Here is a 12,101-nt window from a genome sequence, read left to right on the forward strand (position 1 = left end):
GCTAGTGCGGTTTGGTCGAAGGCGGCACAGCGTTACCCGCGCGTATCCGGGAGAGTCATAGGCGTGCTCGCCGTACTTAGTCCCGGCCAGGGTTCCCAGAAACCCGGCTTCCTGACCCCCTGGCTCGACCTGACCGGCACCGAGGCGCGTCTGCGCGAGTGGTCGGCGTTGGCCGGGGTCGACCTGATGCATCTGGGCACCACCGCCGACGCCGACGAGATCAAGGACACCGCCCGCACCCAGCCCCTGCTGGTCGCCGCGGCGTTGCTCGCCGGCGAGCACCTGCCGCTGGACGACGTGACGCTCACCGCCGGGCACAGCATCGGCGAGCTGGGCGCTGCCGCCCTGGCCGGCGTGTTGTCAGCCGAAACGGCGATCACCCTCGCTGGCGTCCGCGGCCGGGAGATGGCGGCCGCGTGCGCGCTGGAGCCGACCGGCATGGCCGCGGTGCTCGGTGGCGACCCCGACGAGGTGCTCGCCGCGATCGAGGCGCACGGGCTCTACCCGGGCAACCGCAACGGCGCCGGGCAGATCGTCGCCGCCGGCTCGCTGGACGGGCTCGACAAACTCGCCGCCGAGCCGCCCGCCAAGGCCCGGATCATCCGGCTCAAGGTGGCGGGAGCGTTCCACACCCCGTACATGGCCCCGGCCGAGACCGCGCTCGCCGCGGTCGCCGCCGAGATCACCCCCGCCGACCCGGTCCGCCTCCTGCTGTCGAACCTCGACGGCACCACGGTCGACACCGGCGCGGACATGGTGCAGCGCCTCGTGCGCCAGGTGACCGCACCGGTGCGCTGGGATCTGTGCATGCGTACGCTGGCTGACCTCGGTGTCACCGGCGTGATCGAGCTACCACCGGCCGGCACCCTCGCCGGGCTGGTCAAACGGGACCTCAAGGGCGACGGAGCCCCGGAGATCGTCACCCTGAACACCCCGGACGACCTGCCGGCCGCACGGGACCTGATCGCCCGCACCGGAGGTCGCTCATGACTGGCAGTCGCATCGTCTCGATGGGGCACTACCAGCCCTCCCGGGTGGTGACCAACGACGACATCGCCCAGCTCGTCGACACCAACGACGAGTGGATCCGCGACCGGGTCGGCATCGTCAGCCGGCGGATCGCCGACAGCGAGACGGTGGCCGACATGGCTGCTGCCGCCGCCGGCAAGGCGCTGGCCAACTCGGGCCTGACCGCCGCCGACATCGACCTGGTCGTCGTCGCCACCTGCACCTCCATCGACCGCAGCCCCAACGTGGCCTGCCGGGTCGCCGCCAAGCTGGGCATCACCGCGCCGGGCGCGTTCGACGTCAACACCGCCTGCTCGGGCTTCGCGTACGCGTTGGGCACCGTCGACCACGCCATCCGGGCCGGCGCGTCGCGCAACGCCCTCGTCATCGGCGCCGAGAAGCTCTCCGACTTCACCGACTGGACCGACCGCTCCACCTGCATCATCTTCGCGGACGGCGCCGGCGCCGCGGTGGTCAGCGCCACCGCCGACGACGAGCCGGCCGGGATCGGGCCGGTGGTCTGGGGTTCGGCGCCGGAGAAGAGCGACGCGGTCCGCATCGAGGGCTGGCGCCCGTACGTCCAGCAGGAGGGGCAGGCGGTCTTCCGCTGGGCCACCACCGCGATCGCGCCACTCGCGCTGCAGGCCTGCGAGCGGGCCGGGGTCGATCCGTCGGAGCTGGCCGCGTTCGTGCCGCACCAGGCCAACGCCCGGATCATCGACGGCATCGCCAAGCGGCTCAACATCCCCAACGCGATCATCGCGAAGGACATCGTCGAGTCCGGCAACACCTCCGCCGCGAGCGTGCCGCTGGCCCTGTCCAAGCTGGTCGAGCGCCGGGAGGTGCCCTCGGGCGCACCGGTGCTGCTGTTCGGCTTCGGTGGTGGCCTGACCTACGCCGGTCAGGTCATCCGCTGCCCCTGATGACCCCCTCGGCGCGTACGCGTCCAGGAGCGGCGGTCGGCGACGCCGTCCGCCGGAAACCCCGATGAAAGGAACCAACCGTAATGACCCGTGACGAGATCACCACCGGCCTCGCCGAGATCCTCGAAGAGGTTGCCGGGGTGAACCCGGACGACGTGGCCGAGGGGAAGTCCTTCACCGACGACCTCGACGTCGACTCGCTCTCCATGGTGGAGGTCGTTGTCGCCGCCGAGGAGAAGTTCGGCGTCAAGATCCCGGACAACGAGGTGCAGAACCTCAAGACCGTCGGTGACGCCGTCAGCTACATCGCGGCGCAGTCCTGATCATGAGTCGTCCCGACGTCGTCGTCACCGGGCTCGGCGCGACGACCCCGCTTGGCGGGGACGTCGCGTCGACCTGGGACGCCATGCTCGCCGGCCGCTCCGGGGTGAGTGCCCTCACCCAGGAGTGGGCCGCGCAACTGCCGGTCCGGATCGCCGCCCAGCTGGCCGTGGAGCCGTCCGAGGTGCTGGACCGGGTCCGGCTGCGCCGACTGGACCGTTCCGAGGCGATCGCCATCATCGCGGCGCAGCAGGCCTGGGCGGACGCCGGCCTCGCCGGCTCCGACCTCGACGGGGAGCGGCTGGCCGTCAGCGTCGGCTCCGGCATCGGTGGCGCCACCACCCTGCTCGCCCAGGACGACATCCTGGAGGCCTCCGGGCCACGGCGGGTCTCCCCGCACACCATCCCGATGCTGATGCCGAACGGTCCGGCCGCCTGGGTCGGGCTGGAGCTGGGCGCCAAGGCCGGCGTGCACTCGGTGGCCAGCGCCTGCGCCACCGGCGCCGAGGCGATCGCCCTCGGGCTGGACATCATCCGCGCCGGTCGTGCCGACGTGGTGGTGGCTGGCGGCACCGAGGCGGTCATCCACCCGCTGCCGATCGCCGGCTTCAGCTCGATGCGGGCCATGTCGACCCGCAACGACGACCCCGAGCGCGCCTCCCGCCCGTGGGACCGGGGCCGGGACGGCTTCGTCCTCGGCGAGGGTGCCGGCATCGTGGTGCTGGAGCGGGCCGAGCACGCGGCAGCCCGGGGTGCCCGGGTGTACGCACGCCTCGCCGGTGCCGGCATCACCTCCGACGCGTACGACATCGTGCAGCCGCACGCCGAGGGTGAGGGCGCCATCCGGGCCATCGCCAAGGCGATCGCGGACGCGGACGTGGCGAAGCGGGACATCGTGCACGTCAACGCGCACGCCACCTCGACCCCGGTCGGGGACATGCTGGAGATCAGCGGGCTGCACAAGGCGCTCGGCGACCACCCGGTGCTGTCCGCGACGAAGTCGATGACGGGTCACCTGCTCGGTGCGGCCGGAGCGCTGGAGTCGATCGCCACCATCTTGGCGATCCGCGACAGTGTCGTCCCTCCGACCATCAACCTCGACGACCCGGAGCCAGGCCTCACCCTGGACGTCGCCGCGCACAAGGCCCGCCACATGGAGATCCCGGCCGCGTTGAACAACGCGTTCGGCTTCGGCGGCCACAACGTGGCGCTCGTCTTCGCCCGGCCCTGAGATCCCGCGGAAGGGCCCCTCCTCGTCGAGGAGGGGCCCTTCCTTCGTTCAGCCCCGGTTGCGGGGGTGCTGTTTCGCGGTGCGCTCGTTGCCGTGGCGGTAGTTGCCGGTCCAGCGGGCCATCACCAACTGCGGGTCGTCGTCGACCTCGGCGAGGAACTCCGCGGCCCGAGCGCCGCGCAGCGTGCCGGCGACCCGTCCGTGGTGTGTGATCACCACAGTGCCGTCCGCCCGTTGCACGTGCCGGAATCCTTCTGCCGCTCCCATGCCTGGAAGGTTGTCAGGCCGACCGAACCGAGGCGACCCGATTTTCGGCCCCGTGAACGGCGGTCAGCTACTGGCGCAGGTCGTCGCCGGCAGGCCCGGCACGGTCACCGGGGACCGCCCGCCCGGCCGGGCCTTGCCGGCCAGCACGGCGGCCAGCCCGGTCATGGAGGCCCGGCTGGAGGAGTACGTGGCCAGCAGCGTCGGCGACTTCGCGCCGCTCAGCACGTACGGGGTGTCCATCGCGACAGTGACCGCCGCGTCGGCGCGCAGGTCGTTGGCGCCGTCGCCGTAGCCCACCAGGTGCACGATCGTGCCGCCGCTGGGCTTGACCTGCACCCCGGCGGCGGTCAGTGCGGCGGTGAGCACCGTCCGGGTGCCGTCGCGGCCACCGGAGGAGGTGACGGTGACCGGTCCGCGTACGGCACCGCCGCAGGTGCCGCGCAGCACGGTGACGGCGGCGGTGGCCAGTGCGTCGGCCGCCGCGCGGTGCGCCGGGGCGTTGAGCGTGGACATCTGCGCGGCCGGGGTCTCCGCGAGCCGGAACTTCATGGTCAGCACCCGGGTGACCGCCTCGACGAGCCGGGCGCGTGGCAGTGAACCGCCGCGAAGCGCGGCGAGCAGCCCGTCGTACGCCTGGCCGACGTTCGGGGTCATCAGGATGAGGTCGTTGCCGGCGTTCAGCGCGCGGACGGCCGCCTCACCGGGAGCCCAGCGCTTCGCGGGCGGCATGTTCATCCCGTCGGTGATCACCACGCCCTTGAAACCGAGCTGACCCCGCAGGACGTCGGTGAGCAGCTTGTGCGAGAACGTCGCCGGGGTCCCCGGGTCGATCGCGCGGGCGTCCAGGTGACCGGACATCACTGCCATCGCCCCGGCGTCCATCCCGGCGGTGAACGGCGGCCACGCGCCGCTCCGCAACGCCTCGGCGGACTGGGTGAGCACCGGCAGGTCCTGGTGGGAGTCGTCGGCGCTGTGACCGTGCCCCGGGAAGTGCTTGAGGGTGGCCGCGACCCCGGCCGCCTGGAGGCCACGGACGGCGCCGCCCACCTGCACCGCGGCCTGCTTCGGGTCCGAGCCGTACGACCGGGAGCCGATCACGGTGCTGCGGGTGGCCAGCACGTCGGCCACCGGGGCGAAGTCGACGTTGATCCCCATCGCCGCCAGCTCGGCGCCGGCGGCCTGCCAGGCGGCCTCGGTCAGCTTCGGGTCGCCGGCCGCGCCCGCCGCGAGGGCGCTGGGCAGCACGGTGACGCCGTCGGTCACGCGGGTGACGACGCCGTACTCCTGGTCGGTGCCGATCAGCAGCGGCGCGGGGCCGGCGGCGAGCCGACCGGCGGCGGTACGCAGCCCGCTGGTGAGCTCGTGCACCTGCTTCGGGTTGTCGACGTTCGTGGTCTCCTGGTTGCCCTTGGTCGGGTCGTCGGCGCTGAAGCCGACCAGGATCAGGCCACCCAGTCGATATTTGCTGATCATGTCGGCGGGGGTGTCGACCCCAGCGAGGGCCTGGTTGCCGGCGGCCGAGCCGGCCGAGACCTTGGTCGCGGAGTCGCCGTAGGCGTACGGCATCAGCACCTGACCGACCAGGTCCTCGTCGGACAGCGTGGCGACCAGCGCGGCGGCCCGGGCGGCCGGGTCGGTGGCCGGCGGCGCGGCGGGTGCGCTCGGGGCTGCGGATGTGCCGGCCGGGCTGGGTGTCGGCGCGGGGCGCTCGGGGTCGCTTGAGCAGCCGGAGACGAGCAGGACGGTCAGGGCGGCGACTGCGACGGTGGCGCGCCACGGGCGATTCGACACGCCGCCCATCCCACCAGCTTCCCCCTTATCGGGGCAACTTGACCTTACCGGTCGCACCCTCCCGGGGGGTGTGGCCAGCGGATCGACGGTCGGGTCAGCCGACCCGGGTGAGCAAGGTCACCGGGGCGCCGTCCCCGGCGTACCGGTAGGGCTCCAGGTCGGCGTCCCAGGCGGTGCCGAGCGCCTTGTCGAGGGCGTGCGCCAGCGCCTCCGGGGCCCGCGAGGAGACCATCAGCGCCCGTAGCCGGTCCTCGCCGAGCTGGATGTCGCCGGCCACGCCGACGGTGGCCCGGAACAGGCCACGAGCCGGCACGTACATGAAGCGTTCACCGTCGACGCCGGCGCTCGGCTCCTCGGTGACCTCGAAACGGATCATGGGCCACTGCCGTAGGGCAGCAGCCAGCTCGGCGCCCGTTCCCGGACGACCGGTCCACCCGCACTCGGCCCGGCGTGCGCCGGGGTCGACGGGCTGAGCCGTCCACTGCAGGTTGACCGGCGCGGCTAGGACGCGCGCGATCGCCCACTCGACGTGTGAGCACACGGCGAGCGGGGTCGAGTGGACGTATACGACGCCACGCGTTGGCACGGTGACCTCCCGGAGAGCGAGGTGCGTCTTCCCCTACGACCTCGTCCACCCAGGTGGTTCCTGCAACACATGATTACTCCTGTGACGGGTGGTGCGCCAGGGAATCGGAAAAATCGCCGGGTGGAATAGCCGGACGGGTGGTCGCCGTTGCCTCTCAGGACACCGCGACAACCAGCGTGATGTCGTGGTCATGTACAGTTCCATCGGCGGCTTATGCCGCGTTACACCTTCGCGAGCCGAGTCAAGTGCGGCCCGCACACAGCCCCCGGACGTCCAGTCCTCCCGTACGTCTTGCAAGGAGTACCTCCGTGGCGAGCAACACCTCTAAGACCGCGCGCGCGTCCGTCCGGGCCGGCCAGGCTGGCCAGGGTGGCGCCCTCAGCGTGCTGGGCGAGTTCAAGTACCTCATCCCGCTCAACGGCGGCAAGCACGCCTACGTGCGGAACCTGACCAACGGCAAGACCGCGCACCTGCGCACGGACTCCGACGCCTTCGTCGAGGAGATCCGCGTGCTGGCCGCCGCCGGCCACGCCGCCAAGATCCGGGCGGAGATCAACAACCTGGCTGCCACCCACCCGGGTGACGGCTGGGAGGCCACCGAGAAGCGCCTGGTCGCGGCCGGCGTCTTCGAGGGCTGAGCTCTCCCCCACCGCAACACGTAGAGCGCCCGCCGGGAGTCCCGGCGGGCGCTTTCGCGTGTCCGGCGTGAGATCGAAAAGGCCACGGTCGAGCGCGTCAGGGCGGGTTCAGCCCGGATCGAGCAGAGCGACCTCACCGGTGGCCAGGTCGTAGAGGCCACCGACCACGGCCACCCTTCCGGCGGCGATCGGCCCGGCCAGCAGGTCGTCGGCGCGTAGCGTGCCCACCGTTCGCCGGACATGCCGGCGGATCGCCAGCGGATGCACCGCCGGGTCGTCGATCCCCACCTCGGTCACCGCCGGGGCGATCTCGTCCACCAGGTGCGCCAGCGACCCCCCGGGACGTTGCCCGCTGCGCAGCGCGTCCACCGCCGCGCCCACCGCGCCGCACCGCTCGTGGCCGAGGACCATCACCAGCGGTACGCCGAGCTGGCCGACCACATACTCGATCGAGCCGCACACCGCGCGGTCGAGGACATGCCCACCGGTACGGATCACGCAGATCGCGCCGAAGGTCTGGTCGAAGATCGCCTCCAGCGGCACCCGGGAGTCGATGCAGCCGAGCACCACCGCGTACGGCTGCTGATCGCCGGAGGCGGCCGCGGCGGCGGTGACGTCGTGTCCGTGGATCGGCTGGCCGCTGACGAACCGCCGGTTGCCGGAGAGCAGGTCTGCCAGCGCGGCGCGGGGCGTCCCCCCGGCCTGCCGTCCCTGCCCCGCCGCCCCGCCCATGGACGCCCCCGACGACCCCATGCCGTACAGCTTGGTCCCCCGCCGACGACCACGGGCGCGGTCGGGAATGTTAGCCCCGGCGCGATTGACGTGGTCTGATGGCGGGTAGCCCGTGTTACCGCCGGGTATCCCCGGTGCTGGTGATGCTGGGCGGCCCTGGGAGGCGGCGATGCCGGAGCGGTTCGAGGTGGGTCTGCCGGACGGCGTGCGGCTCAACGTCGAGGTGACGGGGCCGACGGACGCCCCGGTGACCGCCATCCTGCTGCACGGTTGGACGCTGGACGGGCGCGCCTGGCACCGACAGGTCGACGCGCTCACCGCGGCGCCGCTCGGCGGGGCGGTGCGGGTGGTCACCTATGACGCGCGGGGGCACGGCCGCTCCAGCTGCATGGCGCTGCCCACGGCCACACTGGCCCAGCTGGGTGACGACCTGGCCGCGGTGATCGACGCGGTGGCGCCTCCCGGGCCGGTGCTCCTCGTCGGGCACTCGATGGGCGGCATGACGATCATGGAGTACGCCCACCGCCACCCCACGCACTTCGCCGCCCGTACGGCCGGGCTGGTCTTCGTCTCGACCACCGCCGAGGGGCACACGCACACCGTCTACGGGCTCTCGCCGCGGATCGCCCGGTTGATCCGGCTGGCCGAGACGACCGGAGCCGGAGTGCTCGCCCGGTGCGGGTCGTGGCGAGCGCCCCGGGCCCTGCTGAACGCGCTGCAACCGAGCATCCGGTGGATGCTCTTCGGCGACCGCTGCGAGCCCTCCGACATCCGCCTGGTGACCTCCGCGGTGGCTCGTGCCTCGCTGCGCTCGATCGGCGGGTTCCGCGCCTCCATCGGCACCCAGCACCGACTGGACACCCTCGCCGCGTTGGCCCACCTGCCGGCCGCCGCCCTGGTCGGCGACCGGGACCGACTGACCCCACCGCCCTGCGCCGAGTCGATCGCGGCGGCGCTGCCGGCCACCGAGCTGACCGTCTGCCCGGGTGCCGGGCACATGCTGATGATGGAGCGCCCGGACGAGGTCAACGCCGCCCTCACCGGCGTACTGCGCCGGGTGCTCGCCGCACCGCAGCGCGGGGTGACACCCGCCGGGACGGGCGTCTGAGCGCGTTCCCGCACCTCGGGCGCGGCGGGCCGGGCCGGGGGCCGTACCCTTCTGCGGTTGGCTTGCGCGGTTTCCGCCGCCTGCCGGCGACCTTCGAAGGAGCGTGCGTTGACCGACCAGACCGGCCTGGAGCAGGAGATCGCCGTCGAGCAACGCCACCTCGACCGGGTGTACGCCCGACTCGCCGAACTGCGGCAGTCGGCGGTCCGCGCCGAGCGTGACGGCTACCGGATGGCTCGGGTGGGCACGCACGGGGCGCTGGTCGAGCGCGACGCGATGGTCTTCCACGCGGCGCAGCGGCGACACACCCTGGACGCCGAGCACGAAGGGCTGGTCTTCGGCCGGCTGGACCTGCGCGACAGTCAGGTGCTGCACGTCGGGCGCCTCGGCATCCGCGACGAGGACGCCCGCACGCTGGTCGTCGACTGGCGGGCGCCGGCCGCCGCCGCCTTCTACCAGGCCACCCCGGCGCAGCCGCTGGACGTGGTGCGCCGCCGCACGATCCAGTCCCGCGCCGAGCGGGTCACCCGCATCGAGGACGACCTGCTCGACCCGAACGCCGCGCCGGAGGGCATGACGGTCGTCGGTGACGGCGCGCTGCTGGCCACCCTGTCCAAGGCCACCGGCCGGGGCATGCGGGACATCGTGGCGACGATCCAGCGGGAACAGGACGAGGCGATCCGCTCCCCCGGCTCCGGGGTCACGATCGTCGCGGGCGGCCCCGGCACCGGTAAGACCGCTGTCGCCCTGCACCGGGCCGCCTTCCTGCTCTACTCCGACCGCAGCCGGTACGCGGGCGGCGGCATCCTGGTGGTCGGCCCGTCGTCGGTCTTCGTGGAGTACATCGGCTCGGTGCTGCCGTCGCTGGGCGAGGACACCGCGACCCTGCACTCGCTGGGCACCCTGTTCCCGGGCATGAGCGCCACCCGCACCGACCCGCCCGAGGTGGCGGCGGTGAAGGGCTCGCTGCGGATGCGTCGGGTGCTGGAGCGGGCTGCCCGCGACGCGGTGCCGGGCGGCCCGGGTGAGCTGCGGCTGCTCTACCGGGGCACGCTGCTGCGGCTGGACCGGACGGCACTGGACCGGATCCGGGACCGCGCGTTGCAACGGGGTGCCCGCCGCAACGAGGTGCGCCGGGCCGGCTTCGACGGGGTGTTCGCCGCGCTCTGGGCGCAGGCCCGTGAGGTGGGCATTCGACTGCCGGACCAGCGGACCTTCGAGGCGGAGATCGCCGAGCGGTCGGAGTTCCGGGAGTTCCTCAAGGCGTGGTGGCCCCGGCTGCACCCTCGACACGTTCTGGGCTGGCTGGCGCAGCCGGACCGCCTGCGCCGGTACGCCGGGGGGATCCTCTCCTCCGCGGAGATCCGGCTGCTCAGCGCCGCGTACCGGCACCTGGACACGACCGGGCTGACCATCGCCGACATCGCGCTGCTGGACGAGTTGGACTCCCTGCTCGGCAAGCCGGCGCAGTCGGCAAAGGCCCGGCGCGACCCGTTCCAGCTGGCTGGCGGCGTACGCGAGTTGAGCACCCTCGGCGAGCGGCAACGGGCCGCCCGTGCGGCGGCGCGCGAGCGCCCGGAGGACTACCGGGACTACGCGCACGTGGTCGTGGACGAGGCGCAGGACGTCTCACCGATGCAGTGGCGGATGGTCGGTCGACGTGGCCGTCTGGCCTCCTGGACGGTGGTCGGCGACCCCGCCCAGACCGCGTGGACCGGGGACCCCGACGAGCTGGACCGGGCCCGGGACCAGGCGCTGGGTCGGCGCAAGCGGCACGATTTCACGCTCACCACCAACTACCGCAACTCCTCGGAGATCTTCGCGGTGGCGGCGGCGGAGATCCGCCGGCTCTATCCTGACCTGCCGCTGCCGACCGCGGTCCGCTCCACCGGGGTCGACCCGGTCGAGCTGGTGGTGCCCCCGAGCGGGTTGGAGACCGCGACAGTGGAGGCGGCCGCCGGCCTGCTGGCCGAGGTGGAGGGCACCGTCGGCGTGATCACGCCGGTCCCCCGCCGCGACGAGGCCGCCGGCTGGGTCGCCGCACTCGGCGCGCCGAGGCTCCAGGTGGTCACCAGCCTGGAGGCCAAGGGCATGGAGTACGACGGGGTCGTGCTGGTCGCGCCGAGCGAGATCCGGGCGGATCCGGGTGCCGGGGTGCGCACCCTGTACGTGGCGCTCTCCCGGGCCACGCAGCGCCTCACCACCATCGACCCGACCGGCTGATCCGTGCTGGCGAGCGGCCGGCGAGAGTTGCCGCCCCTACACTTGCATACATAGCGATGTGAACATACATTTGACCGGGTCCCGACTGGCGGCGGAGGGTGGTTCTCGTGGGCGCAGGTCATGACCACCACCACGGGTCCGTCGCCAATGCCGCACACCAGCACCGGGGCCGCCTCTGGGCGGCATTCGGGCTGCTCGCCACCCTGATGGTGGTCGAGGCGGTGGCCGCCCTGCACACCGGCTCGCTCGCCCTGCTCTCCGACGCCGGGCACATGTTCACCGACGTGCTCGGCATCGGGATGGCGCTCGCCGCGATCACCGCGACCCGGCGGGCCACCGGCGACCCGCAGCGCACCTTCGGGCTCTACCGACTCGAGGTGCTCGCCGCGCTGGCCAACGCCGTCCTGCTCTCCGGCGTCGCGATCTACGTGGTGATCGAGGCGATCCGCCGCTTCGGCGACCCGCACGAGGTCATCGCCGGCCCGATGCTCGCGGTGGCCGTGCTCGGCCTGCTCGCCAACATCGCCGCCTTCGCCCTGCTCCGCACCGGAGCCCGGGAGAGCATCAACCTTCAGGGTGCCTACCTGGAGGTGCTCGGCGACCTGCTCGGCTCGGTCGGCGTGATCGGCGCCGCACTGCTCATCACCGTCACCGACTGGTGGTGGGCCGACCCGCTGGTCGCCGTCGCCATCGGCGTGTTCATCCTCCCGCGCACCTGGCGGCTGGCACGGGCCGCCGTCCGCATCCTGGTGCAGGCCGCCCCGGAGCACCTCCAGGTGACCGCCGTGCACGACCGACTGGCCGCGGTCCCCGGTGTGGTCGAGGTGCACGACCTGCACGTCTGGACGCTCACCTCCGGCATGGACGTGGCCTCCGCACACCTGACCATGGCACCCGGGGCGGAGGTCGGCGCGGTGCTCACCGCCGCGCGTACGGCCCTGCACGACGACTTCCGGATCGAGCACGCGACGTTGCAGATCGAGCCGGGCGCCGCCTCCGGAGCGTGTGGCTCGATCGAGTGGTGACAGCAGCTCTCGTGACGACGCACGCACCGTCCGTCACATTGGCTGCAACCACCCCACCGGCACCGGTAGGCTCGGTCCCGGCCTCCACCAGGCGGCGCCCTCCCGGCGCCGGTGGTGGTCGCCGCCTAATCGCCCGCGAGGGCGAACCGGGGAACCACGTACCTGGGGTGCATCCGCGTCAGCGGTAGGGATCTTCCGTCCCGAACCCGTCAGCTAACCCGGTCGGCGGCTGACGGAAGGACATGCAC

The 12,101-nt window shown here is 72.9% G+C and carries 11 protein-coding genes, 1 pseudogene and 1 riboswitch; of the genes and pseudogenes, 8 read left to right on the forward strand and 4 right to left on the reverse strand.

The window, feature by feature from the left end:
• Positions 1-63 precede the first annotated feature (63 nt).
• The 4 genes and pseudogenes from GA0070619_RS20515 to fabF form a co-directional block, all read left to right on the forward strand.
• A pseudogene (locus GA0070619_RS20515) lies at positions 64-981 on the forward strand (ACP S-malonyltransferase); the annotation flags it as partial.
• Between the two features lie 5 nt (positions 982-986).
• Positions 987-1,931 (forward strand): beta-ketoacyl-ACP synthase III, encoded by a 945-nt coding sequence (locus GA0070619_RS20520; protein ID WP_088949570.1) that lies wholly within the window; start codon positions 987-989, stop codon positions 1,929-1,931.
• 83 nt (positions 1,932-2,014) lie between these two features.
• Positions 2,015-2,254 (forward strand): acyl carrier protein, encoded by a 240-nt coding sequence (locus GA0070619_RS20525; RefSeq protein ID WP_030330276.1) that lies wholly within the window; start codon positions 2,015-2,017, stop codon positions 2,252-2,254.
• Between the two features lie 2 nt (positions 2,255-2,256).
• Positions 2,257-3,483 carry a beta-ketoacyl-ACP synthase II gene (gene fabF / locus GA0070619_RS20530; protein ID WP_088949571.1) on the forward strand — a complete coding sequence of 409 codons (1,227 nt, stop codon included), beginning with the start codon at positions 2,257-2,259 and terminating at the stop codon, positions 3,481-3,483.
• A gap of 48 nt (positions 3,484-3,531) precedes the next feature.
• On the opposite strand, the gene GA0070619_RS20535 is transcribed toward fabF, so the two are convergent.
• The 3 genes from GA0070619_RS20535 to GA0070619_RS20545 form a co-directional block, all read right to left on the reverse strand.
• Positions 3,532-3,750: a hypothetical protein gene (locus GA0070619_RS20535; protein ID WP_030488757.1), complete on the reverse strand. Its 219-nt coding sequence runs from the start codon at positions 3,748-3,750 to the stop codon at positions 3,532-3,534.
• Positions 3,751-3,813: 63 nt separating this feature from the next.
• A complete protein-coding gene (locus GA0070619_RS20540; RefSeq protein WP_088949572.1) occupies positions 3,814-5,550 on the reverse strand; it encodes a glycoside hydrolase family 3 protein in 1,737 nt (578 codons plus the stop codon).
• An 85-nt stretch (positions 5,551-5,635) separates the two neighbouring features.
• Positions 5,636-6,127 carry a DUF3145 domain-containing protein gene (locus GA0070619_RS20545; protein WP_088949573.1) on the reverse strand — a complete coding sequence of 164 codons (492 nt, stop codon included), beginning with the start codon at positions 6,125-6,127 and terminating at the stop codon, positions 5,636-5,638.
• A 308-nt stretch (positions 6,128-6,435) separates the two neighbouring features.
• On the opposite strand from GA0070619_RS20545, the gene GA0070619_RS20550 reads away from it, so the two are divergent.
• Positions 6,436-6,765 carry a hypothetical protein gene (locus tag GA0070619_RS20550; RefSeq protein ID WP_030330285.1) on the forward strand — a complete coding sequence of 110 codons (330 nt, stop codon included), beginning with the start codon at positions 6,436-6,438 and terminating at the stop codon, positions 6,763-6,765.
• A gap of 108 nt (positions 6,766-6,873) precedes the next feature.
• Here the strand turns inward: GA0070619_RS20550 and GA0070619_RS20555 are convergent, their stop codons facing one another.
• Entirely contained in the window at positions 6,874-7,518 is a 645-nt protein-coding gene (locus tag GA0070619_RS20555; RefSeq protein ID WP_231927117.1) for a carbonic anhydrase, read from the reverse strand.
• Between the two features lie 148 nt (positions 7,519-7,666).
• Here GA0070619_RS20555 and GA0070619_RS20560 point away from each other — a divergent pair, with 148 nt between their 5' ends.
• The 3 genes from GA0070619_RS20560 (at position 7,667) to GA0070619_RS20570 (ending at position 11,853) form a co-directional block, all read left to right on the forward strand.
• Positions 7,667-8,605, forward strand: coding sequence for an alpha/beta fold hydrolase (locus GA0070619_RS20560; protein WP_088949575.1), 939 nt, complete (start codon positions 7,667-7,669; stop codon positions 8,603-8,605).
• 108 nt (positions 8,606-8,713) lie between these two features.
• A complete protein-coding gene (locus GA0070619_RS20565) occupies positions 8,714-10,828 on the forward strand; it encodes a HelD family protein (RefSeq protein ID WP_088949576.1) in 2,115 nt (704 codons plus the stop codon).
• A gap of 107 nt (positions 10,829-10,935) precedes the next feature.
• Positions 10,936-11,853, forward strand: a complete 918-nt coding sequence (locus GA0070619_RS20570) for a cation diffusion facilitator family transporter (protein WP_088949577.1) — start codon at positions 10,936-10,938, stop codon at positions 11,851-11,853.
• Positions 11,854-11,965: 112 nt separating this feature from the next.
• A riboswitch (cyclic di-AMP (ydaO/yuaA leader) is annotated at positions 11,966-12,097 on the forward strand.
• Positions 12,098-12,101: the final 4 nt, after the last annotated feature.

Origin of the sequence: Micromonospora zamorensis (assembly GCF_900090275.1) — a bacterium.
GTDB lineage: Bacteria > Actinomycetota > Actinomycetes > Mycobacteriales > Micromonosporaceae > Micromonospora > Micromonospora zamorensis.

Bases quoted from the DNA above. Each gene is read 5' to 3' on its own strand.
- GA0070619_RS20555 (WP_231927117.1), bottom strand. From the start codon at position 7,518: ATGGGGTCGTCGGGGGCGTCCATGGGCGGGGCGGCGGGGCAGGGACGG.
- GA0070619_RS20560 (WP_088949575.1), top strand. From the start codon at position 7,667: ATGCCGGAGCGGTTCGAGGTGGGTCTGCCGGACGGCGTGCGGCTCAAC.
- GA0070619_RS20520 (WP_088949570.1), top strand. From the start codon at position 987: ATGACTGGCAGTCGCATCGTCTCGATGGGGCACTACCAGCCCTCCCGG.
- GA0070619_RS20535 (WP_030488757.1), bottom strand. From the start codon at position 3,750: ATGGGAGCGGCAGAAGGATTCCGGCACGTGCAACGGGCGGACGGCACT.
- GA0070619_RS20525 (WP_030330276.1), top strand. From the start codon at position 2,015: ATGACCCGTGACGAGATCACCACCGGCCTCGCCGAGATCCTCGAAGAG.
- GA0070619_RS20540 (WP_088949572.1), bottom strand. From the start codon at position 5,550: ATGGGCGGCGTGTCGAATCGCCCGTGGCGCGCCACCGTCGCAGTCGCC.
- fabF (WP_088949571.1), top strand. From the start codon at position 2,257: ATGAGTCGTCCCGACGTCGTCGTCACCGGGCTCGGCGCGACGACCCCG.